Here is a 22,314-nt window from a genome sequence, read left to right as displayed (position 1 = left end):
CCAAAGTGACGACTTTTCTCATAATAGTGTTATTTCTAGAACATCAAAGTGGCTCTTCGCCCGCAAAAAATCTTGTCACTCTGGAATTCCCAGCCCATTTGGCCGCAGATTTTTTTCACCAGTTTAAGACCAAGCCCAAATCCTATGTCAGTACCGTTTGGCTCTCCGTGAGGACATTCGGTGTTGGCGTTGGAAATAACAACGCCCTCATTCGTCACCTGGACCTTCACCCAGCCTGTAGCGGTGTACTGAAACGCATTCCGAATCAAATTGTTCAGGGCGATTCGGCACGGCATTTCGGCGGTAGTAATCGTGGTGGGGGTTAGTTCGGTGGTCAATTCTACTTCTTTGCCTTGCAGTAAATAGCTATTTTCCTCAATCAACTGCTGAACCATTTTGTCGACAGATAACGGTTGCAAGTGGCTGTCGATTGGCTCGTTGCGGCTCAGCCATAACAGTGTTTCGGTCATGTGCTGCATGTTGGAAACGGCGCGATCAATACGCTGCCATGGTGCGGCGGCGCGCGGTTCCATTTCACAATCCGGTTTCATGTGATTGAGCAGCTCGATATTGGAGCGCAATACAGCAATTGGGGTTCGCAGTTCGTGGCTGGCATGGCGCAAAAACTGATGTTCACTTTCAATGATTTCACCAATGCGCTGGAAGGCCTGTTGCAGTTTCTCGGCAATCAGGTCGTGCTCCCGATAGCGGAACTGGGGGCGCGGCTGGTCTTTATTTTCAAGAGTCAGCGAGTCAGCCCAGTTAGACAATTGCTCTACCGGTTTTCTGAATGTCTGTATAAGAATAACGATGCCGATAAATGAGAAAACAATAAAGATCAGCGCAACTGGCCAGATGGTTGACGTAATGCGATTAAATCTCGCTTTTGTTTCCTTGGCGGCGTGTTCAGGTGTGATGTGCTGGAGGAAAAACAGCCGAGTTCCATCGTAGAGGTCAAACGGGTACAGGAAAAGAATGTGTTTGTTGTCGGTGTTTTTTTCCACCCCTTCTGGCCACCACTCGACGCGCTGGGTTTTCAGTGGTTCATGGCTTTCAGGCGGAAATTCCTGCAATACCCAGTCTGGCAGGGAGTAGAGGCCTAAATAACTGGAGAAAATGGGGGATTGAGGCAGAGGCGCGTCGTGATTTTGACGATAGGCCTGTTCAAAGTCACGTGCTTCAAATTCCAGCATATAGGTGTTGCTGAGATCGAGGCCCTTATGGAAATACTGTTTCAGCAGCAGGGTGTATCCCACGATGGTGATGGTGGAAATCACCATCAGCCAGCCAAGGGCAAAAAATCGAGCAGTGGTTTTAGTTTTCATCGTCGGCTCTTAAAGCAAAGCCCTGTCCGGCTACGGTTTCAATCAGGGATGTAGTGAACTCTTTATCAACTGCCTGACGCAGTTTGTGCAGGTGTACCTTGAGGCTGTTGCTATCGGGAGGGTCATCGCCCCAGACGGCCTGTTCCAACTCCTGTCGGGAGACCACGGCAGGTGCAGCTCGCATCAGGGTCTCCAGTAATACCCAGCCGGTTGGGGAAAGTTTGACCTGGTTCTCATCACGCCAGACGGTCTTCTTTTGCATATCCATCTGTAGTGAACCCACGGTCAGTTTTTGAACCTGACCACTGCGGCGCTTGGCCAGCGCATGAATGCGTACCAACAGTTCTTTCAGTTCAAAGGGTTTGACCAGATAGTCGTCAGTTCCGGCATTAAACCCGGCAACCTTGTCGTCAATTGTGTCGCGGGCGGTAAGCATCAGTACAGGTGTATCAATACCCTGATTTCTCAAGGCCTGACACAGTTCCAGGCCATTCATGCGCGGCATATTGATGTCCAGAACCAGAACCCGATAAGGGTGATGGGTCGCCAGTTCCAGGCCGGCAACGCCATTGGCGGCATGGTCGCAGATAATGTCATTCAACTCGCAGTACTCGACCAGGGTGCTGGCCAGATCAAGATCATCTTCTACCAGGAGAATTTGCATGGACATACTGAAAGCCTTTGTGAATAACTACTGGTAACCATATCACCGCAAGAACAGGTAAAAAAGGAGGTAGGGAACCCGCAGGCTGTACCTCCGAAAGTTGGCAATTAGCATTGCCAGGGGGGTAGGTAGCGGCAACTTTAGAGGAAGGGTAGTTAAGCCGGGGTTAACCCCCAGGGCGTGATTGGTGGAATAGAATTAGGCTATAACTGAATCAGGCTCAGCGGAAAGAAGAGGTAACCATGCAGCTCCCTCGAATGACCCATCTCGCCCTTCATGTGGAAGACCTGGATGCCTGTATCAGTTTCTATCAGCGTTACTGCAATATGGTGGTCATTCATCATCGCGAAAGTGCTGAAAAGCGTATTGTCTGGATGGCGGAGCCAGGTCGGGAAACCGACTTCATCTTCGTGATGATGAATGGTGGGCATGATATAGCGCTGCCCGAGCGAGACTATCGCCACCTGGGTTTTGCTGTGGCGAGTCGGGAGCAGGTGGACGAGATCGCACGGCAGGCAGAGGCAGATGGCTGCCTGCTTTGGCCACCTCGAGAGGAACCCTATCCTGTAGGTTACTACTGCGGACTCAAGGATCCCGCGGGAAATAATGTTGAGTTCAGTTATGGCCAGCCACTGGGCCCAGGGGCAGAGCTCGTTGGTGGTTAAATCCCAGACCGATTATGGCGGACTATGTTAAGTGTTGAGTTTGCTCAACCCGTAGGCAAATACTGATTTGCAGCAAGATAATCCCGAATTGAGAAAGCTCCTTGCTGAATTGTTCGCATAAATAACATTAGTTCAGCATCGGCTTCCTCATGGCTCGCAAAGGGCCCAATACTGGGGAGTTCTCGCGTTGAGATGTACCATGCACCATTGCAATTAAAGACACGTTCGGTTCTGAAACGAGAGGCTTGGATTTCTCCATGACGGCATTGCATTTTGTGCCTTCCTCGACGATTGTCAGTTGTAATTAATACACGTAGCGGATCGGCACCTACAGCAGGCAGAGACGAACGGGAGTTCGTTTACCTAGGTGATCTCTTTGAGATTAGGAGACAGCATGTCCTAGGTCAAGTTGACCTGGAGTCTGTTACGCTAACTGAATACTTACTGTTATGTCTAAATAATGTGCATCACAAGGTGACATTTAACTGGTGTTAACTTATTCAGGAAAGTCATGTATTACTTCGCTTACGGATCAAATATGTCGCTTGCGCGACTACGAGAGAGAACGCCAAGTGCCGTTCCTCTTGGGTGCCATAGACTCTATGAGCACGATTTGAGATTTCACAAACTGAGTGAGGATGGCTCAGTAAAATGTGATGCGTATTTCACCTCAAACTCTGTCGACGTGATATATGGTTCTCTTTTCATGATTGACCCAGCTGAAAAGCCAGTTTTAGATCAAGTAGAAGGTCTTGGGTACGGGTATGATGAAAAAGTGGTAACGGTCATAGCTCAGGACGATACATTGATAAAGGCAACAATCTATGTTGCCACCAAAATTGATGAAACACTCAAGCCCTACTCTTGGTATATGAACCATGTACTCATTGGCGCAAGAGAAACATCACTACCTGCGGAGTACATTGAGCTAAAAATGATCTCGGTTGAGGTTGTTGAAGATAGTGATAGAGAGAGGGATGCGAGGCAGCGTTCCATACACAGTTAATAAGCGGCTGCAGTGCAGGTGTAGAGAATGGATTATCGAGACCATAAAAAGATACAACTCGGGGATATCGTAGAGCTTGAGATGCCTGATGGTCAGGAGCGTGCCAGAGTTGTGATGCTGGGAGATACCTATAAGCATCTCCAACTTGAAGCTTCTTTTGAGTCATGGGTTAAAGAAAGCAGGCTGTTAGAAAGTGATTCTATCGTGGTCGAGTGGCTTGGTAAAAATCCTTTGGCTCATAATGATCCCGACTATGCGCCCGTCGGTAGCTATATGTTTGTTGCTGTCAGTGAAGACCTCAAGCTTATTGAAAGAGCTAACTATGAACCAAGCTCGTGACAAACGAGTTTGATCAAATTAAGTCCATTGGTGTTTTTTTCTGAACCTGTCTTTCAGTTTGATTCTGAATTGACCCTGTGCCTCAAAACGTAAACGTATAATCAATAAATATCCGATTATCCAGGTCATCCGTCTTCACTCCGTCAACATCGCCAATTTTTCGGCTTCGGTAGTCGTGGTAGCGCCATTGGATGGATAGTCCTTTCAGCCATTTCGGCTGGTATTTGATGAAGAATTCACGGTAATTCTCTTCGGCTTTACCCAGTGATACGTCGACACTGTTTTCTATATCGTCGCCTTTTACATAGGTAAACGCCGTAGACAGTCCCGGTAAGTAATCCTGCCAGTTGTAGGTGACACTCAACATCATTGCCTGTTCATTGGCGTTGGAGAAGTCGGGAAAGATAATAGAGCGAGTCGGAAATGGGTTGGTGCCGTGGTCACCGGCAAAGTTATCTTCTATCCATGATTGATCAAACTGGCTGAGAGCGGTGGAAAAAATCCAGTTGTTAAAACTGTAAGTGAGTTGAGCAAAAGTACCCCGACCATCGTTACTGCTGCGAGTGCCAATGGGAGCACCATCTTCGTCATCCAGCTCAGCAGACTCCGAGCCGACTACAAACAGCGAGCCATCATCTTCCGAAGTAAAGTAACCAACTTGTGCACTGAGTTTGCTGTGCTTTTTCAATTGCCACTCATAAGTTGCTCTGAAGCCGATTTTAGTCAGGAAATTAGCTGAGTTTAAGTGTTCAAATTCCAGGTTTAATTGCTTGTTCTTATAAATTATGCCGTTAACCCAAATATGATCAATTTTGCTGCCACTGATATCCGTGGCAAAATTTTCCCACCCATCATCGTGGCGGCGAGACCATTTGTTGAACCAGTGACTATAAAGTTTTACCTGCTCTATCTGGTAGCTGGCAGTAATGCCCTGAAAGGTATTGGGTATGGCGCGTTGACCGGAGCTGGACATCAGCAGGGATTTGCTGGTTTGACGCCCAATGCTGACGGTGAGATCTTCGGCAGGGAACAGGTGTACATAGGCTTCGCCCAGTTTACTGAATCTACTTTCCTGTTTTTGGTCGCTGCCAACTGGCAGAACATCATTGGCCGCAAGGCCGTTAGTGAATAGCTTTTCTACGTGATAACCAGCTATTGCCACACTGGCGAAGTTGGCAATTTTCCCGGATTCGTATTTGAGAATTAAACCGACAGCAGCTTGTTCGCGATCACTTTGCGGGTCTTTATCAAACTCCCTGTCAATGATTGCCACACGTGTCCGCAAGCTAAGTGTGGCGTCATCCACTAGAGTCTTGGATAAGGACGAGGGCGTTGTTTCCCCCCTTGCCTGAGCAGCGTGGAGAGTGCAGCCTGCCAGAAGTAGAGGTATAAAGCATTTCATTGCGCTGCCCGAACTGTTTTTTTTCAGTCTAGTCCATGTACTGAATTGTCAGCGGGCGTAGCCAGTTACCTTGATATTGCCCAATACAACCAGGCGTCGCTTAAGTGATACGATTCATTTCAAAATGCTCGAATATTCAGGGGCTTATGAATTGTTCGCGTTATTTGGAAGTGTTTGTTAAAAGTGCACCTGTTGACCACAATGAGAGAGTGGTTTGTTGGGGGTGAAATAATCTGCTTTCCTAATAAGCAGGTGAACGTGAATTACCTTTGGCAAGGTGCCGACATAAACTGCAAGAGAGTGGGGTTATGACAACAGAGTCACAAGAGCACTCATCGGTTTCCGTAAAAGTGGAAGTAGAGGTTCACGACAATGAACCTCCAATGGCTCGCAAGCGCATTTTATTTATTTTGTTGGGGCCAGTTGTTGCTTTGGTTCTTGCAGTACTGCCTGCGCCGGGTTCACTGACCCCTGAGGCGTGGAAGCTGGTGGCACTTACTGCCTGGATGGTGATTTGGTGGATGACGGAATGCACACCTATTGCAGTTACCGCATTACTGCCAATTGCGATGATGCCGTTGATGGGAATCGAGGATCAAAAGGCGGTGTCATCAAATTATGGCAACCCGTTGGTTTTCCTGTTTTTGGGTGGTTTCCTGATTGCAGCAGCCATGCAGCGGTGGGGGTTGCATAAGCGAATTGCGCTGTCCGTTGTAAAAATAGCGGGAAGCTCCAGTGGCAGTATTATTGGCGGTTTTATGGTTGCGACCGCCTTTTTGTCCATGTGGATCTCCAATACGGCAACGGCTCTGATGATGTTTACCGTTGGCATCTCTCTGATCGATTTTGTTTCTCATAAAGTAGAGGATAAGTCAAAGGTGCGACGCTTCGGTGTCGCTCTGATGTTGGGCATTGCCTACAGTGCGTCCATTGGGGGTGTGGCAACCTTGATTGGTACGCCACCAAATACACTACTGGCCAGTTTTTTGTCGGATAACTACGGCATTCAGATTGATTTCGCTACCTGGATGATGATGGGAACGCCACTGATGTTAATTATGCTTCCAGTGGTCTGGTTGCTGTTGTGCAAATGGCTGTTTCCTGTGGGCAATCTGGATATGGGCAATGCGGCTGCCCTGGTGGAGCGAGAGCTGCAGGAGATGGGGCAAATGTCCCGAGGCGAAAAAGTGGTTCTCACTGTGTTTGTTTGTACAGCTATGCTCTGGATGACACGAAAGTGGGTTGTCGAGCTGACCGGCCTGAATTTCACGGATACGTCCATTGCACTGATCGCTGCTTCATTGCTGTTTGTAATTCCGGCATCCATTCAATACAACAAATTCACGATTGAGTGGGAGTCTGCGCGAGGAATTCCCTGGGAGATTTTATTATTGTTTGGGGGAGGCCTGGCTTTGGCGGCTGCGTTTAAAAGTACCGGGCTTGCTGCGGAAATTGGCGAAATGGTGGGAGCGCTGGATGCCCTGGATATCACCCTGATTATTCTGGCGACAACTGCGTCGATCGTATTTCTTACCGAGATTACCTCCAATACCGCAACCACCGCGACATTTTTGCCAATACTGGGGGCGGTATCTGTGGGATTGGGCTTTGATGCAATGATGCTGGCAATACCGGTTGCATTGGCGGCATCCATGGCCTTTATGATGCCGGTAGCAACACCACCCAATGCTATTGTTTTTGCTTATGACGGTTTGAGAATTCACGATATGATGAAGGCGGGTGTCTGGTTGAATGTTATTTCCATCGGCTTGATTTACCTGGCGATGGTTTACCTTGCGCCGATGGTATTCAAGCTGAGTTTTGTTCCCGGTTAACACAACATGTACTGTAATTTGAATGTGGTTAAAGGCCGGGAAATAGTGAGTTATCCATGGGCTTTTTGATCACATTATTTCTCACATTACTTTTGGTCGTCGTCGTACTCTGTGTATTTATGCGGCTGGGCACGCCGACGTATCGAATCGGTAAAGTGAATATTATTCGGCTTCTGGAATTGGTGCTGGCGGGGCAGGCAAGCCAGAGTGATTGGGATGTATTTATTGGAATGCCATTGCGGTATGACCCCGAGTTGGAGGCCATTCGCGAGCTTTGTGAAGATATTTCCGAACGGGAATTTATCGGCGGGCGCAGTCTGTTTACGGCACAGGGGCTCAAAGAGCTGGCCGAATTGTTGTCAGAACTGAAAAGCCCCGCCGATAACTGATCCAGCTGTTAGTTAATGGCTTCCAGGAGTTCGCTGGCTTTTGCATTGTTATCTGTGGAGATTGCCACCAGGTTGTAACCCATATTGCGCTGCATCATGGTCATGGAGCGAATATTAATATTTTGGTCAGCCAGTTTTTGCGAGACTTTGGCCAATGCACCGGGTACATCTTCAATACGAATCAACAGGGCGTCGGCGGTAATTGCCTGATAGCCTCCCTGAATCAATACCTCGAGCGCTTCCTGACTCTGTGCGGTGGTAATGTGAACCACGCCATCCGCGCCAATTACCTGCACGTTAATGGATTCAATATCAATATTGTGCTCTGACAGCAGGCCGGTAATTTTGGCAACCGCGCCCATTTGGTCAGTGGTAACAACAGAAATAATGTTCATGCTTACTCCTGGGAATCTGTTTGCTGTGACGATTTTACATCGGCAATAAATTGATCGATCTGTTCTTTGGTGACATTGGGCATCAAAATTAAATGCGTGCGCCCCGGTTCGGTGGCCAACTGCCATTTTTCTTTAACCCATTCTGCCACTTCCGGGAATACCACGGTAATGGCATTGGGGTTGCGCCAGGCATCAAGTCCCAGAGCTTTTAGCTGCTGCTCGGTATACTCGGCCATTGCCAGTGAATGATTAACCCGGCGGCGGAAACCTTCAATGCCTAATGAACGGGTTTGATACCAGACAAACAGCGGGGAAAGGCCATTGCGGGAGCCGGTAATGGTGGTATCCAGGCTACCGATATAGGAGATAGAGCGTGCGATGCGATCCACATTGCTTTTGCGCGCCAAAACAATACCACAGGGAACCGGAGAACCGATGAATTTGTGGCCGCTGATGGAGATACTGTCTGCGCCGTCGGCAAAATCGAAATTGGGTTTGGGTTCCAGGAATGGAGCAATCGCTCCGCAGAGGGCACCGTCGCTGTGGATGTAGCTGTTGGGGATGGCAAACTCGTTGATAATGTCACGAATTTTGCCGATATCATCTTTGGCCTCGGTCATGGTGGTACCGATATTGGCAAAGATGATCGCCGGTTTATCGCGGTGAATACGCAGGGTTTCCTTCAGGTCCTGATAGTCCATTTCGCCATTTGGCTGCGAGCGAATCATGATGTGGCTCATGTTCAGCAGGTGCAAATTCTTGCTGACGCTGTAGTGGGTATCCTGGGAGAAGTAAACAATACCATTGGGGTACAGTTCCCGTGCCAGATACAGGCCATACAGGTTGCCCTCGGTGCCCCCGTTGGTGATATAACCCCACCAGTTATCTTTGGGCGCGCGCAGCAGGTCTGCAAAGAAGCCCAGCGCCTCCCGTTCAAATTCGCGGCTGTCTACTTTCCAGGTGCTCACTGCAAACGGATCGCCAAGATTGTTCAGGGGTACCTGCAGAAACGGTATCAGTTCACTGTAATCAAAATCTTTACTAACGGGGTATCCGAGATAGTCGTCAGTGAGACTTTTAACCCGTTCAAAGAAAGAAGACAAACGGGTCTGATCTGTACGTGATAGCATGACTGCGCCTGATTTTGGTAGGTTAGGGGGCGCGGATTTTACCTCAGGGCGGTAAGCGACTCCAGCTCGGATCTGTAGACAATAAACTTGAATAACGAAGGTGTCAGGTATGACCACAAATGAAACCTTTTCTCCGGTTGCTCGATTTTTACTGCTTGCGGCGGCATTTGTTGTCGTTGTGGCGGGAATGAAGCAGGCCCAGACATTGCTGGTGCCATTTCTTCTCTCTGTTTTTATTGCCATGCTCTGCTCACCACTGCTCAGTTGGTTACAGGCTAGGCGGATTCCGTCATCGCTGGCGATAGTAGTGATTATTCTGATGGTGGTTTTGGCGGTAGTACTGCTGGGTGCGGTGGTTGGTGGCTCCATTCAGCGTTTCGGTGAGGATATGCCGGTCTACCAGCTGGCGTTAACCCAGATGCTGGATAGTGTTATCCCCTGGCTCAACAAGATTGGACTGGAAACCGATGCCGAGCATATTCGCCAGATTTTCAACCCGGCCCAGGCCATGAAGGTGGTGGGTACAGTGCTTGCCAGCTTTGGCAATACCATGACCAACGCGCTGATGATTATTCTGACCGTCGTATTCATTCTCGCGGAAGAGGCGGGTTTCGCCACCAAGCTGGTGCAGGCACGGGGTGGTGATCGTGCCGCGTTGAATGCGATGGAGAGCTTCAATAAGGCGGTTAACAATTATATGGGCCTGAAAGCCCTGATCAGCCTGCTGACCGGGGTATTGGCTTATATCCTGCTGGTAAGTCTTGGTGTGGATTACGCGGTGATGTGGGCGCTGATGGCATTTTTGCTCAACTTTGTGCCCACAGTGGGGTCTATTCTTGCAGCCCTGCCACCCGTATTGCTGGCATTGGTACAGCCTGGGCTTGGGCCAATCTATGCCCTGTGGGTAGCCATCGGTTATGTGTTGATTAACGGCATAGTCGGTAATGGTATTGAACCGCGAGTGATGGGCAGGGGGTTGAACCTGTCGCCGTTGATCGTGTTTCTGTCATTGGTGTTCTGGGGCTGGGTACTTGGCCCTGTGGGAATGTTGCTGTCGATACCGTTAACCATCATGGTAAAGATTGCGCTGGAAAGTAACCCCAGTACTCAATGGATTGGCACCATGCTGGGGGCAGGAGAGTCGAGCGTCGTTGTGTCGGTGGAATCTGGCGAGGAGGAAAAAGCGTGAAAAACAGATTACTGGCCGGGCTTATTTTCCCGGCTATGGTACTGACCGGCTGTAATCAGCGAGTGGAACAGACGCCACTGGAAAAGCCTCAGGAGATAAAGCCGGAACAGGTAAAAACTGAACAGCACAGCGCAGGTATTAACTGGTATCAGGGCAGTGTCGATCAGGCGTTTGCCGAAGCGCAGGCGACCGGTAAACCACTGTTTTTATACTGGGGGGCGGTTTGGTGCCCGCCATGCAACGTATTGAAAGCGACAGTATTTCAGGAGCCGGAATTTATAGATACAACCAATCAGTTTGTATCGGTTTATCTGGATGGCGATACCGAACGCGCCCAGCAATACGGCGATCAGTTTGCCATTGCCGGTTATCCCACAGTGCTACTGTTCAATCCAGGGGGTGAGGAAGTCACTCGAATTCCCGGAGGCACGCCGCCAGAAGATTACCGGCAACTGCTGGAATTGGTGTTGAAATCCGATCAAACCGTTGCAGACAGTATGAATGCGGTGCTCCGTGGTGACACCATTAGCAGTGAACAGTGGCATCAACTGGCCTGGTACGCCTGGGATCAGGACTCAGGTAAGGTGCTGGAAGCGCGAGACCCATTAGTGACATTTGAACAATTGGCATCAGCCTGTCCGGATGACTTGCAGGCAGATGCTACCCGCCTGAAGCTGCTGGCCATGTTGGAGTGGCTGAAAAACCCGCTGGGCAGTGGTCAGCAGTACATTGATGCACTTCATCGAGTGATCAATGATGAAGCCATGAGTCGTGCCAATCTGTCGTTGTTAACTTCACTTTCCTCCGAACAGTTGAGGGCACTTACAGCTGGAGATGGGCAGGAGCGATTCAAATTACTGGTGAACCTGGTAGCACGTTTGCAACGGATGGGTGATCCGGAATTACTTTCGGCCACCGAAAGGTTGTCACTGGTTTCCGCAAAAATCGCTATTGAAAAAGCCAACGATCCTCATACGCCACTGCCGGAGGTGCTGATAGACGAGGTAAGGGCCGCCGTGGCCGAAGAAGATAAACGCGCAACCACACATTACCAGCGCCAATCGGTCATTTCATCAGCATCCTATCTGCTGGATGATGCCGGTCTTGAGGATGAATCCACTGCATTGCTGATGGCGGAAGTAGAGAAGTCCGAAGCACCTTATTATTTCATGTCGATGCTCTCCTACAGAGCCATGAAGAAAGGCGATTATGAAAACGGAATGAACTGGTCCCGCAAGGCCTGGGATAGTGCCGTTGGTGCTGCAACCCGCAGTCAGTGGGGTACCAATCACCTGTTGAATTTAATCAAAGGTGCTCCGGTTAACATTGAATTAATAGATGGCGCCCAACACCAGCTGTTGGAAGAGATGGCCACTGCCAAATCCTCCGTTTTTGGTCGTACTCGAGGACGCATGATTCGCCTGAATACCGCATTGGAAGCATGGGCTGAAGGAAAACCTGAACGGCAGGGGGTTTGGCGACAATTTCAAACGACATTGAAATCCATCTGTGACGCGCAAAATGCTGACTGCAGCTTTTTGCACTCAAAAGAGGCATAAAACAGGAACGGGCATGAGCAATAGAACGCTGAATTTGACGGACGACCTCTACCAGTATTTGTGTAAACAGTCTCTGCGGGAGTCGGAATTACTCAAGGCTCTGCGTGACGAGACCGCCAAACTGCCGATGGCGAGAATGCAGATTTCTCCCGAGCAGGGCCAGTTTATGGCAATGCTCACTGGAATTCTCGGCGCTCGCTGCACCATTGAGGTGGGGGTGTTTACTGGCTACAGTGCGCTGGTGGTTGCCCATGAGTTGCCAGACGATGGCGAGATTATCGCCTGTGATATCAGCGAGGAATACACCGACATAGCCAGACGTTACTGGCAAACAGCGGGTGTGGCCGACAAAATAGATTTGCGACTGGCACCGGCAACAGAAACGCTGCAAGCGTTGCTGGATTCAGGCAGGGCTGGCGAATTTGATTTTGCATTTATCGATGCGGATAAAACCAACTATCAGCAATATTTTGATTTATGCCTGGAGTTGCTGAAGCCTGGCGGTGTGATCGCCGTGGATAATGTGTTGTGGAGCGGTTCGGTAATCGATGACAGCATTCAGGACGAAGACACTGTGGCGATTCGTGCCTTTAATGCTCAATTACAAAGTGATAGCCGAGTAGATATCAGCATGTTGCCAGTGGGGGATGGGTTAACGCTGGCACGCAAGCGTGGTTCCTAGAAGCTGTTTGATAGCGTAACGAACGCAGGTAAGACAAGGCAAAAAGAGGCGAAAAAGCGGAGTTTACTAAAGTAAATGAGCATTTTGAGCCACTTTTTAACGCTGTATTACCAAGTGCAGTAGTTATCAAAAAGCTTCTAGTCAGGATGAGCAGCTTACGGCAATTTCCTGACTCCACTCCGGAGGTAATCCGGCGTAGTGCTCCATATTTGGGTGCTCGTCAAATGGCGAGGCGAGCAGTTCGGTCAAGCTTTCAATTTCGCTGTAATCACCGTCATCTTCCGCTTTGCGAATGGCGCTTTCCGCCATGTAGTTGCGCAGCACAAATTTCGGATTAACTGTTTTCATTTGTGCCGTGCGTTCTTCAACTGATTTTGGCTCAGTTTCCAGTCGTTTGGTGTATCGAGTAGCCCAGTCTGTAAACTCTGTGGAATTAATAAATAACTCTTCGAGATCGGGGTTTTCAGAGTTGGGCACAAAATTACAGAGTCGGCGGAAGAACACCGTATAGTCCACTTCATTGCTCGCCATAATGCCCAGCAAATCATCAATTAACTGGCCGTCGTTTGGTTGCATCTCGGCCAGTCCCAATTTTGCAGACATTAATTCGGCCAACCTATTGAGGAAGTGTGGCTCGTAAGCTTCCAGGGCACTCTTCAGTTGTTCCGATTCGATCAAACTGGACAGCGCGTGAGCCAGAGCATTGCAATTCCATAATCCAATAGCCGGCTGGTTGCGAAACGAATAACGCCCGCGGTCGTCGGAGTGGTTGCAAATATGATTGGGTTGATAGGCATCCAGAAAGCCAAACGGCCCGTAGTCCAGGGTGTCTCCCAGAATTGACATGTTGTCGGTATTCATTACTCCGTGGGCAAAACCCACTGCCTGCCAGTTGGCGATCAGTTCGGCGGTGGCGATAACCACTCGACGTAGAAACTCGGAATAGCAATTTTCTTTCCCGGCTAAATCCGGGTGGTGATGTTCAATAACAAAATTGGCAAGCTTTTTAACCTGATCGTACTGACCGGTGTAGTGAAAATATTCAAAGCTGCCAAAGCGCACATGGCTTCGCGCCAGCCGAATCAGGATTGCCCCTGGCTCCACGGTTTCCCTCTGCACCGGCAGGTCGCCAGTGGTAATGGAAAGGGCTCGGGTAGTGGGAATGCCCAAACCGGCCATCGCTTCGCTGCACAGATATTCCCGAATGGTTGAGCGCAGAACTGCACGGCCATCACCAAATCGGGAGTAGGGGGTTTTGCCTGCTCCCTTCAGTTGGAGTTCCCACTTATCGTTTACGCCATTAATATCCGCCAGGATCAATGCTCTGCCATCGCCTAACTGCGGAACATACACACCGAACTGGTGGCCGCTGTACACCATGGCCAAAGGCTCTGAATTTGAGAATCTGGCATTGCCACTGGCCAGCTGCAAAAACTCATCACTGAGCAGGTCAGCCTGTTCAATTCCCAGCAGTTCGGCCGCTTTAGACGATGCACACACCAGCTTTGCACCCGGTAAACCTTGCGGGTTAACCAGTGAGAAGAATTTATTCCCGAGAAGTTGAAATCTCGGTGCTTGAACCAGCTGGGTGAATCGGGTCATGACTATTCTCAATGTGCAGAGGTGTCATTGTAACAGACCAGGATTCAGGCAAATAAAAAGCCCGATTGGGGTAAACCAATCGGGCTTTAGGTAAAACAATTTTAATTACTGAAGGCGGAAGCTGATTGGAATTGTCAGCTCCAGAGGTGAGTCTGTGATCACTTCCGGCAGGGAGTTAAAAGGAGCAGCCTTTTTAACAGCCCTTATGGCTTCGCGGTTCAGCGATGAGTGGTCACACTCCTGAGTTGCTTCAACATTAACAAGTTCACCATTTCTATCCACTTGAACACTGAGGCGAACCTGCCCCTCGTCACCGCGGCGTAAAGCGGAGTTAGGGTACTTGATGGACTTGTACACTTGCTTCATTGCCGACTTGGTGTACTCCTGCATGGCCAGGATCATTTCAATGGAAACTTCCTGATCCTCTTCCTCCTCAAGTGCACGCTTTTGAGCTTGTTCAGCTTCTAAAGCTGCCTGCTTGTGTGCAGCCAACTGCTCGGCACTGGCCTGTAATGCTTTCGCTACTGGGTCATCCTCATGCTCTGGAACAATCGACCTGATGCTTGGTACAACTCCAGCGTCAGCAACTTCGATCTTTTCGGATTTTTTGCTTTTCTCCGGCTTTTTGGCGGGGGCAGCGGCAACCTTTTTATCGGCCTTGGACTCATCCGGCTTGCTCTTTGCGGCAACTTCCTTTTTATCGGCTTTTGCCGTAGTTGATCCATCAGACCCTTCAGCCGCAGCTACTTCTTCTTTTCCCTCTTCGAGCGACAGCCAATCTTGAATAGCGCTAATCCGCTCTTCATTGGGGGTGATCTGTGAAAGCTTCACCTTCATAAGTGAAGTATCCACATTACCCAAAATGCCTTCGCGAAACTCGCTGGAGGGTGGAACCTGACCAACCCAGCTATTCAGGAACAGGTCAAACAGCTTGGCTGGTTGATCGCTGGCCAGGGTTATGCCGTTAATGGAATAAGAGCAGCCTTTATCTGGATCCAGATCAATGGTCACCACGTCACCGCTTCTTACCCCGCCTTTCTGCTGGGCAAAAAGATCCACAAGCGCATTGGCCATCTTGTTGAATGTATTGCTGTTGTTGTTGATCGCCATTCCCTGCATCCACAAGTTCACCCAGCGTCTTTTTGAATAGTCACTGGTCAAACGTATCTCCATACGTTTGGCAAAGGAGCTACCGAGAATGGTGTCAGCATTATTGCTAGGAGCTTCCAGATACAAAGCTGCCAAAAAACGGTCCTTGCCCAAGTCTTGATAGGCAGCAGCACCATTAAGCGGCATGTCTTGTGCCTGGCTGTTTGTACCGATACCCAGCGAAAGGAATAGGACAGCAATTACCCTACGGTATGTAGGTAACATGCGTATATACCCCCGATTGTCATTATTATTTAGTGCTTTATTATTAATATTACGCTCTTTGTCAGGCGCATCGGGTTAACCCTAACCGAATTGCTTCTGATTCGAAAGTCTTGAAGGTGAATTTAGTGAGAAGTGGGTCACAGATCTGTTGTTGTTCAGTTCCGATGCTGTGGTTACTGTTATTACATTATGTGAATCGCTAGACAATTTCTTTTTGGTAGTGCCTATTATTTGGTATACATAGCGTGCCCATTGTCACGTTTAGGCCAGTATCGAGCTCAGGAGGTTTAATGGAAATCAAAAAGGCGTCATCCGTCGTTGACCCAAATTTAAAACGTCGAATTGACGCACTGTTTCTCTGTCAGGCGATTTCTGCCAGTGATGAGGCACAGTATAAGACCGTGTTGGAGCACTCTAATGTGCAATGGTTTGAGCCAGGTGAAATTGTACTCAATGCCGGAGAACGTGATCGCTGGCTTTATTTCCTTCTGAAAGGATCGCTTAAAGTGGTTAGTGATCCGGAGGCGGAAACCGTGATCAGTATGCTGACAGCTGGCGAGGTATTTGGTGACCTGGCACTGCTAACGGGAAAACCACGCGGCCTCTATGTGAAAGTTCCCGATAATGTCCGCCAGGCTACGGTTCTGGCCATTGATTTTGGCGTTATTGGCAACCTTGAGGGGAGTCCGGATATATCGGTGGACACCCAGATCCTGACTTATCGGCAACTGGTACACATCCTCCGCTGGCGAAACGATCAGTACCGGATGCGCTTCCCTGCTAATAATCTGGCAAAAGCACCCTATGAAACGGTGGCATTTGAAGGCGAGCCTGGCAGCAAAGAAGAGTTGCAGACCCTTGCCTGTCAAGCCAATCTGTTGGCAGAGCGGTTGATTCAGCTGAACAAAGAGCTGGGCGCATTGCCAGCCGTAAACAGAGTCCCGGAACACTCAACTGCCTGATCTGGCAATTTCCCTTCAGTTAACCCCTCAATAACCCCCAATTGGTGACAGTTGGGGGCTTTATGCGCTACCCCATAATAACAACGGATTAAATCTGCCCCATGTAAGCCAGTCATGGTTTACCATGTGGCTTGATTTGCCCCATGTTCGTGGGGTTTCCGCGTATGGACATATCAATTCAAGGGAGCCTTTTCAGTGAGTAAAAACGTTCGTGCTGCTCTGGTGGTATTTATTGCAACTCTTGGCTGGTTTCTGGCGGGTATGTGGAAAGCGCCGGATGTCAGTGAGCAGGAGTCCAAAGGCGAAAATAAGCTGACTGCCGTCAAAGCTGCCTGGTTTCAAGCCAGGCCCTATGCAAGCACGTTGATGGTCAGGGGCCGCACCGAGGCCAATCGCGCTGTATCTCTGCGTGCTGAAGTAACCGGCCGTGTGGTAGAGGTACCCGCCGAGCGAGGCACCATGGTGGCTGAGGGTGATGTAATTTGCCGACTGGCCAGGGAAGAGCGCGACCAGCGGGTGGTAGAGGCCAAGGCGGCGCTGTCTGAAGCACAGCTTCAATACAAAGGCGCATTGCAGCTAAAAGAAAAAGGCTATCAATCCGAAGTTGCCATTGCTCAAGCCAAGGCGAGCCTGGAGCAGGCCAAGGCAAATCTTGAACGCCGCCAGCTCGATGTAGAGAACACCATTATTCGCGCCCCTTTTGCCGGTGTGTTGCAGAGCCGTGAAGTAGAAGTGGGTGATTACATGGATCGAGGCAATGTCTGCGCCGAAGTTCTCGAAGTCTCACCGCTCAAAGTGTCTGCCCAGGTTTCCGAACAGAAGGTTCAACAGATTGTGATGGGGCGTCATGCCCGTGTGTGGTTGGTTAATGGCGAAGAAGTAACTGGCCAGGTCAGCTATATCAGTAATCAGGCCGACCCGCAGACCCGCACCTACAACGTCGAAATATCGATTCCCAACCCCGACAATCGCCTCCGCTCAGGACTGACAGCGCGACTGGAATTGCCATTCGAAGAAGTGACTGCTCAGCGCATCCCCTCCGGGTTACTCACCTTGGGCGATGCGGGGGAGATAGGTGTTCGTGTGCTGACCGACCATCACAAAGTCAGCTTCCGCCAGATCCAGATAATCGGTGACGAAGCGGAAGGCGTTTGGGTGCTTGGCCTTCCGGAGCGAGCTCTTTTAATTACAGTTGGCCATGAATACGTCGCTAACGGTGAAGAAGTCAGGGTGGAAATGGAAGATCAGGCTTACACCGGAGTGGTGACCAAACAATGAAATTATTGGATAAGGCGATCAGCCACTCCCGCGCCACCCTATCCATTCTGGCTTTTATTCTGGTAGCCGGTTTCGTTTCAACGCGAATGATGACCCTTGAAGTGGCCCCAAACGTGAACCCTCCCTTTGTGGTGGTTACGATATTGCACGAGGGGATTTCGCCGGAAGACTCCGTGCGAATGTTGATCAAGCCGCTGGAAAAAGAGCTTAAAGCGGTTGAGGGTGTTAAAGAGATTCAAACCTTTGGTAACGAAGGAGCGGCGACCGCCTTTGTCGAGTTCGAAATCGAGCGCGATTACGACGCTGCCTTGCAGGATGTTCGTGTTGCCGTGGATCGCGCCCAGGCGAAATTCCCGTCCGATACCGAAGAGCCTATTGTGCAGGAGGCTACCGCCGCCAAAGAGCCGACTCTGGTAATTACCTTTTCGGGCAAAGGCGTCATGGAGCGGGAGCTGTTCCAGATCGCCCGCCAGTATCAGGACAAAATTGAAGCGCTGCCCAGTGTACTTGAGGCTAACCTCAGTGGTAGCCGCGAGGAGGTAGTGGAAGCGGTTGTCGATCAGTCCAAACTGGAACGCTACAACTTGCGCGCCGAAGAGCTTTATCAATCGGTGGTGGATAACAACCGATTGATTCCCGCCGGTGAATACGATGCAGCGCAAGGCCGTTTTGGGGTAAAAGTTCCGGCACTGATTGAAGATCGTGAAGATATTTACAACCTGCCGCTGCGTTATGACGAGAAGGGCGTTGTGACGCTCGGGGATGTAGCAGAGGTACGACGCACCTTTAAAGATGCCACTGGATTCAGCCATATCAATGGCAAATCCACAATCGCTCTTACCGTATCCAAGCGCGATAAATTCAACGAAATTGATACCGCTGAGGCAGTTAAAGCAGTTATCGACGAAGGCCGTGCAGAACTGCCTGCAGGTGTCGATATTATTTATGTATTTGACCGTTCTGAATTCAGCTATCAAATGATTTCAGAACTGTCGGGCAATATTCTTACTGCAGTTATTCTGGTGCTAATTATTGTTGTGGCAGCACTGGGCATTCGCTCCGGTCTGCTGGTGGGATTTGGTATTCCATTTTCCCTGCTGGGTAGTGCCATCGTTCTGAATCTTTTGGGTTACTCATTCAACTTTATGGTGGCGTTTGGCCTGCTGCTGGCATTGGGTATGTTGATTGATGGTGCCATCGTGGTGGTGGAATACGCAGACCGCCAGCGGACCCTCGGAAAATCCGTTAAAGAATCTTACCTGGTCGCTGTGCGGCGAATGTTGTTGCCGGTACTTTCATCGACTGCCACCACACTGTTGGTGTTTTTGCCGCTGATGCTGTGGCCGGGAACCACTGGCGAATTTATGGCGTACTTGCCGGTTACCGTTTTCTCTGTACTGGTCTGGTCGCTGCTGTTTGCGCTTTTCTTTGCGCCAATTGTGGGAACCCTGATTGGCAGGGTGCAGAAAAATCGCAAATTTGATTTGGCAGAGCCGGATGCGGATAACGATTGGCCCAAAGAGATGACCCGGTTTGGTCAGGCTTACTCTGGACTGGTTGGCCTGTTTGTTAAAAATCCTGCGCTGGTTTTGGTGTTTTCATTTACGCTTCTGATCGGCATTTTTCAGGCCTATGGTGCATTTGGTCAAGGCAGTATGTTCTTTACCGAAACTGAAAATAACTACGGCATGGGCGCTGTCCGCGCCAAAGGTAATCTGTCGGTTGCCGAGCGTGAGCGTCTCACTCGGGAAGTGGAACAGATTATTATCAGCAAAATTCCCGAGGTAAAAGCGGTTTACTCCTCAAGCGGAGGGACCGGGGTTGGTGATAATGGCAGCGATAAATACCGCGACCAGATTGCCGAGATTCTGATTGAGCTGGTAGATGCCAATGAGCGTGAACGCACCAGTCGTGAAGTTTTTGCCGCCATACGTGAAGCTACCAATGATCTGGCAGGTATTTACTTCACTGCCGATGCAGTGGAAGGCGGGCCGCCAACAGGTCGCGATATCCAGTTGCAGCTGACCTCTGCAAATCAGGATAAATTGTTTGAAACCGCTCGAATGATTCGCAGTTATGTACAGGAAAATATCACTGGCCTTCGTGATGTGGAGGACACCACTCCACAGCCGGGTATCGAGTGGGAAATCAATGTAGATCGCGCCCAGGCCGCCATGCTGGGGGTGAACGTCAGCCGTATCGGCCAGATTGTCCAGATGATCACCAACGGAGTTAAGCTCGGCGAATACCGCCCTGATGACTCTGAGGATGAAGTGGATATTCGGGTTCGCTATCCGGTGGAAGATCGCTCTCTTACAGCACTGGAAGATATTCGCGTAACCACCGCGCAAGGTGCAGTGCCGATTTCCAGTTTTGTCACCATTGAACCGAAGCGCAAAGTCGATCGTATTCACCGCATCGATCTGGAGCAGGTGGCATTTGTAAAAGCCAATACCATCGAAGGCGTGCTGGCGGATGACAAAGTGAAAGAGATCCAGGAGTGGCTGGATACCATCTCCATTCCCAATGAAGTTCAGTTGAGCTTCCGCGGTGCCAACGAAGAGCAGGCGGAATCCCAGCAATTTCTGGCTACCGCCGGTATGTTGGCGTTGTTCCTGATGTTGATCATGATGGTGATGCAGTTCAACAGCTTTTATCAGGCATTCCTGATTCTGTCGGCGGTAATTATGTCCACCGCAGGTGTACTGCTGGGGCTTATTTTTAGTCAGCAGGCATTCAGTGTAATTATGACCGGTGTTGGTGTGATCGCTCTGGCCGGTATTGTGGTTAACAACAATATTGTCTTGATCGACACCTATAACCATCTGCGCCGCGAGCGCCCGGATATGAATCCGTTTGAAGCTGCCCACCTGTCGGCAGTGCTGCGTCTGCGTCCGGTATTGCTGACTACTGTTACTACAGTGGTTGGCCTGCTGCCATTGGCCAATGGATTCAGTGTCGACTTTCTTAACCAGACCGCCACTTACGGTGGTGCGGTTACCTCCTGGTGGACGCCACTGGCCAGCGCAATTGTAGATGGCCTGGTGTTCTCCACGCTGCTGACCCTGCTGGTAACTCCGGCGCTTATCGTATTGCCGACCCAGCTGAAAACCTGGTTTACCAGCAAGAAAAGTGTTGGTGCTGCTGAAGAACCGAAAGGGATTACCTCCTGATGCAGTCCAATTGGCTGAAGCAGGCTGAAGAGTTGTTGGAAACTCTGAAGCCTGCGACGCTGAAAGTCTTTCACCAAAAAAGTCCGCTGTCTCACCAAAGTCGATTGGCCGTTTTGCTGATGGCAGACTTTTTGGCAAAAAAGCAGGGCCAGCAAACTGTGGGTATCTCTGGCGGACAGGGCGCTGGCAAAAGCACCCTGAGCCGATTTATCGCCGAATTAATTAACGCCGAGACCGGGCACACAGTACAGATTTTATCGCTGGATGATTTCTACCTGACAAAGGCGCAGCGTCAGCATTTGGCAGCTACCCTCCATCCTCTGTTCGCCACCCGCGGCGTACCGGGAACCCACGATATTGATCTGCTCAATAACGTGCTGGATGCCATTAAAGCTGGCGATACAGCCACAATTCCCCGTTTTGATAAAGCCAGTGATGACCGCCTGCCGGAAAATCAAGCTTGCCAGTCCATTGCCAAGCCCGATCTGGTTCTATTGGAGGGGTGGTGTCTGGGGGCAAGGCCGCAGCCCGCCAGTGAACTGCTAGAGCCGTTCAATCAACTGGAGCGGGATCAGGATACCGATGGCAAATGGCGTTATGCCATCAACAGGTATTTGGCAGAAGGTTACGCAAATCTGTTTAATCGGCTGGACACAATGGTCTATCTGCAAGTACCGAATATCGAAGCCGTACGTCGCTGGCGCAACCAGCAGGAGCAGCCTCTGCGGGATAATCCGCAGCCGGGCAGGGCAGTTCTGTCACCGGATGACATTAATCACTTTGTGCAATATTTCGAGCGCCTGACCCACTGGATGCAGCAAGATCTACCTGCCCGAGCGGATCTGGTGTTAGCATTGTCGGTTAATCACGATGTAGAAGGGTTTCAGGTCAATGCCACTTAAACTGATTTTTCGAGCCACCTTTTTCTTTTGGGCCGCCGTGGCGGTCTGCGCCTCGGCCTATTTTTTGGTCACCGCGCCAGCCATTTACTGGGTAGGGCCACTGGTTGCCGGCTTGGCACCATTGGTAAATATGGTATTCCCCTACGACACCAAAGAGTCCGCCAATAAGAAAGTCCGCCTGCCGAAAGTCTCACTGCTGGTATTGCTGTCAGTTGCCCTGGTACTGCTCACAATCCCCGAACGCGGCCCGGCACTCTGGCTTGTTCTTGGTTGCCTGGGTGGCTTCCTGCTTGATACTTATTGGGCAGAGTCGTTGGAAGGTTGATACTTATTCAGGTGCCTGCTCAGTTCTAACCTTCTGAGCAGGCGAAATTCATCGTAAGAACCTTTCCCTAAGTCCACTTTTCCTATTGATTCGCTATCAATAAACATCTATCTTTTCA

General features: G+C 50.0%; 20 protein-coding genes. 13 read left to right on the top strand and 7 right to left on the bottom strand.

Going from position 1 to position 22,314, the window contains the following annotated elements; translation table 11 throughout:
- Positions 1-35 precede the first annotated feature (35 nt).
- Both QP938_09445 and QP938_09440 read right to left on the bottom strand, forming a co-directional pair.
- The gene (locus QP938_09445) at positions 36-1,325 is read right to left on the bottom strand and encodes a HAMP domain-containing sensor histidine kinase (protein WIO73523.1); all 1,290 of its coding nucleotides are present in this window, start codon (positions 1,323-1,325) and stop codon (positions 36-38) included.
- A complete protein-coding gene (locus QP938_09440) occupies positions 1,315-1,995 on the bottom strand; it encodes a response regulator transcription factor (protein ID WIO73522.1) in 681 nt (226 codons plus the stop codon). Before QP938_09440 ends, QP938_09445 begins: the two co-directional genes overlap by 11 nt.
- A gap of 236 nt (positions 1,996-2,231) precedes the next feature.
- Between QP938_09440 and QP938_09435 the strand changes: the two genes are divergently transcribed.
- The 3 genes from QP938_09435 to QP938_09425 all read left to right on the top strand — a co-directional run bounded on the left by QP938_09435 (position 2,232) and on the right by QP938_09425 (position 3,999).
- Positions 2,232-2,654, top strand: coding sequence for a VOC family protein (locus QP938_09435; GenBank protein ID WIO73521.1), 423 nt, complete (start codon positions 2,232-2,234; stop codon positions 2,652-2,654).
- A gap of 538 nt (positions 2,655-3,192) precedes the next feature.
- Positions 3,193-3,660 carry a gamma-glutamylcyclotransferase gene (locus QP938_09430; GenBank protein ID WIO73520.1) on the top strand — a complete coding sequence of 156 codons (468 nt, stop codon included), beginning with the start codon at positions 3,193-3,195 and terminating at the stop codon, positions 3,658-3,660.
- Between the two features lie 27 nt (positions 3,661-3,687).
- Positions 3,688-3,999 (top strand): hypothetical protein, encoded by a 312-nt coding sequence (locus QP938_09425; protein WIO73519.1) that lies wholly within the window; start codon positions 3,688-3,690, stop codon positions 3,997-3,999.
- Between the two features lie 82 nt (positions 4,000-4,081).
- Here the strand turns inward: QP938_09425 and QP938_09420 are convergent, their stop codons facing one another.
- On the bottom strand, positions 4,082-5,272 hold the full coding sequence (locus tag QP938_09420) for an OprD family outer membrane porin (GenBank protein WIO73518.1): 1,191 nt from the start codon (positions 5,270-5,272) through the stop codon (positions 4,082-4,084).
- Positions 5,273-5,709: 437 nt separating this feature from the next.
- Here QP938_09420 and QP938_09415 point away from each other — a divergent pair, with 437 nt between their 5' ends.
- Together QP938_09415 and QP938_09410 are read left to right on the top strand one after the other, a co-directional pair.
- Complete coding sequence (locus tag QP938_09415; protein WIO73517.1) at positions 5,710-7,236, top strand: DASS family sodium-coupled anion symporter; 1,527 nt, start codon at positions 5,710-5,712, stop codon at positions 7,234-7,236.
- A gap of 56 nt (positions 7,237-7,292) precedes the next feature.
- Entirely contained in the window at positions 7,293-7,625 is a 333-nt protein-coding gene (locus QP938_09410; GenBank protein ID WIO73516.1) for a hypothetical protein, read from the top strand.
- Between the two features lie 8 nt (positions 7,626-7,633).
- Here QP938_09410 and QP938_09405 read toward each other — a convergent pair whose 3' ends face one another.
- Both QP938_09405 and QP938_09400 read right to left on the bottom strand, forming a co-directional pair.
- Positions 7,634-8,020, bottom strand: a complete 387-nt coding sequence (locus QP938_09405) for an ACT domain-containing protein (GenBank protein WIO73515.1) — start codon at positions 8,018-8,020, stop codon at positions 7,634-7,636.
- A 2-nt stretch (positions 8,021-8,022) separates the two neighbouring features.
- Entirely contained in the window at positions 8,023-9,150 is a 1,128-nt protein-coding gene (locus QP938_09400) for a histidine decarboxylase (GenBank protein ID WIO73514.1), read from the bottom strand.
- Positions 9,151-9,259: 109 nt separating this feature from the next.
- Here QP938_09400 and QP938_09395 point away from each other — a divergent pair, with 109 nt between their 5' ends.
- The 3 genes from QP938_09395 to QP938_09385 are packed head-to-tail and all read left to right on the top strand — an operon-like array spanning position 9,260 to position 12,580.
- The gene (locus QP938_09395; protein WIO73513.1) at positions 9,260-10,339 is read left to right on the top strand and encodes an AI-2E family transporter; all 1,080 of its coding nucleotides are present in this window, start codon (positions 9,260-9,262) and stop codon (positions 10,337-10,339) included.
- Positions 10,336-11,898, top strand: coding sequence for a thioredoxin family protein (locus QP938_09390; protein WIO73512.1), 1,563 nt, complete (start codon positions 10,336-10,338; stop codon positions 11,896-11,898). The genes QP938_09395 and QP938_09390 overlap by 4 nt, the downstream gene beginning before the upstream one ends.
- A 13-nt stretch (positions 11,899-11,911) precedes the next feature.
- The gene (locus QP938_09385) at positions 11,912-12,580 is read left to right on the top strand and encodes a class I SAM-dependent methyltransferase (protein ID WIO73511.1); all 669 of its coding nucleotides are present in this window, start codon (positions 11,912-11,914) and stop codon (positions 12,578-12,580) included.
- A 141-nt stretch (positions 12,581-12,721) separates the two neighbouring features.
- On the opposite strand, the gene QP938_09380 is transcribed toward QP938_09385, so the two are convergent.
- Both QP938_09380 and QP938_09375 read right to left on the bottom strand, forming a co-directional pair.
- Positions 12,722-14,182, bottom strand: coding sequence for a YdiU family protein (locus tag QP938_09380; protein WIO73510.1), 1,461 nt, complete (start codon positions 14,180-14,182; stop codon positions 12,722-12,724).
- A gap of 105 nt (positions 14,183-14,287) precedes the next feature.
- Entirely contained in the window at positions 14,288-15,556 is a 1,269-nt protein-coding gene (locus QP938_09375) for a TonB family protein (protein WIO73509.1), read from the bottom strand.
- A 290-nt stretch (positions 15,557-15,846) separates the two neighbouring features.
- Between QP938_09375 and QP938_09370 the strand changes: the two genes are divergently transcribed.
- The 5 genes from QP938_09370 to QP938_09350 all read left to right on the top strand — a co-directional run bounded on the left by QP938_09370 (position 15,847) and on the right by QP938_09350 (position 22,196).
- The gene (locus tag QP938_09370; GenBank protein WIO73508.1) at positions 15,847-16,518 is read left to right on the top strand and encodes a cyclic nucleotide-binding domain-containing protein; all 672 of its coding nucleotides are present in this window, start codon (positions 15,847-15,849) and stop codon (positions 16,516-16,518) included.
- A 195-nt stretch (positions 16,519-16,713) separates the two neighbouring features.
- Positions 16,714-17,796 (top strand): efflux RND transporter periplasmic adaptor subunit, encoded by a 1,083-nt coding sequence (locus QP938_09365; protein ID WIO73507.1) that lies wholly within the window; start codon positions 16,714-16,716, stop codon positions 17,794-17,796.
- A complete protein-coding gene (locus tag QP938_09360; GenBank protein ID WIO73506.1) occupies positions 17,793-20,969 on the top strand; it encodes an efflux RND transporter permease subunit in 3,177 nt (1,058 codons plus the stop codon). The genes QP938_09365 and QP938_09360 overlap by 4 nt, the downstream gene beginning before the upstream one ends.
- The gene (locus tag QP938_09355) at positions 20,969-21,871 is read left to right on the top strand and encodes a hypothetical protein (GenBank protein ID WIO73505.1); all 903 of its coding nucleotides are present in this window, start codon (positions 20,969-20,971) and stop codon (positions 21,869-21,871) included. Before QP938_09360 ends, QP938_09355 begins: the two co-directional genes overlap by 1 nt.
- Complete coding sequence (locus QP938_09350) at positions 21,861-22,196, top strand: hypothetical protein (GenBank protein ID WIO73504.1); 336 nt, start codon at positions 21,861-21,863, stop codon at positions 22,194-22,196. The genes QP938_09355 and QP938_09350 overlap by 11 nt, the downstream gene beginning before the upstream one ends.
- The last annotated feature ends 118 nt before the right edge of the window (positions 22,197-22,314 follow it).

The organism is Porticoccaceae bacterium LTM1 (genome assembly GCA_030252795.1).
Lineage (GTDB): Bacteria > Pseudomonadota > Gammaproteobacteria > Pseudomonadales > Porticoccaceae > SCSIO-12696.
This window is presented reverse-complemented; position numbering and strand designations above follow the sequence as displayed.

What these genes read in the sequence shown, in the direction of transcription:
- QP938_09445 (WIO73523.1), bottom strand. Translation starts at nt 1,325, where the DNA reads ATGAAAACTAAAACCACTGCTCGATTTTTTGCCCTTGGCTGGCTGATG.
- QP938_09440 (WIO73522.1), bottom strand. Translation starts at nt 1,995, where the DNA reads ATGTCCATGCAAATTCTCCTGGTAGAAGATGATCTTGATCTGGCCAGC.
- QP938_09435 (WIO73521.1), top strand. Translation starts at nt 2,232, where the DNA reads ATGCAGCTCCCTCGAATGACCCATCTCGCCCTTCATGTGGAAGACCTG.
- QP938_09430 (WIO73520.1), top strand. Translation starts at nt 3,193, where the DNA reads ATGTCGCTTGCGCGACTACGAGAGAGAACGCCAAGTGCCGTTCCTCTT.
- QP938_09425 (WIO73519.1), top strand. Translation starts at nt 3,688, where the DNA reads ATGGATTATCGAGACCATAAAAAGATACAACTCGGGGATATCGTAGAG.
- QP938_09415 (WIO73517.1), top strand. Translation starts at nt 5,710, where the DNA reads ATGACAACAGAGTCACAAGAGCACTCATCGGTTTCCGTAAAAGTGGAA.
- QP938_09410 (WIO73516.1), top strand. Translation starts at nt 7,293, where the DNA reads ATGGGCTTTTTGATCACATTATTTCTCACATTACTTTTGGTCGTCGTC.
- QP938_09405 (WIO73515.1), bottom strand. Translation starts at nt 8,020, where the DNA reads ATGAACATTATTTCTGTTGTTACCACTGACCAAATGGGCGCGGTTGCC.
- QP938_09400 (WIO73514.1), bottom strand. Translation starts at nt 9,150, where the DNA reads ATGCTATCACGTACAGATCAGACCCGTTTGTCTTCTTTCTTTGAACGG.
- QP938_09395 (WIO73513.1), top strand. Translation starts at nt 9,260, where the DNA reads ATGACCACAAATGAAACCTTTTCTCCGGTTGCTCGATTTTTACTGCTT.
- QP938_09385 (WIO73511.1), top strand. Translation starts at nt 11,912, where the DNA reads ATGAGCAATAGAACGCTGAATTTGACGGACGACCTCTACCAGTATTTG.
- QP938_09380 (WIO73510.1), bottom strand. Translation starts at nt 14,182, where the DNA reads ATGACCCGATTCACCCAGCTGGTTCAAGCACCGAGATTTCAACTTCTC.
- QP938_09375 (WIO73509.1), bottom strand. Translation starts at nt 15,556, where the DNA reads ATGTTACCTACATACCGTAGGGTAATTGCTGTCCTATTCCTTTCGCTG.
- QP938_09370 (WIO73508.1), top strand. Translation starts at nt 15,847, where the DNA reads ATGGAAATCAAAAAGGCGTCATCCGTCGTTGACCCAAATTTAAAACGT.
- QP938_09360 (WIO73506.1), top strand. Translation starts at nt 17,793, where the DNA reads ATGAAATTATTGGATAAGGCGATCAGCCACTCCCGCGCCACCCTATCC.
- QP938_09355 (WIO73505.1), top strand. Translation starts at nt 20,969, where the DNA reads ATGCAGTCCAATTGGCTGAAGCAGGCTGAAGAGTTGTTGGAAACTCTG.
- QP938_09350 (WIO73504.1), top strand. Translation starts at nt 21,861, where the DNA reads ATGCCACTTAAACTGATTTTTCGAGCCACCTTTTTCTTTTGGGCCGCC.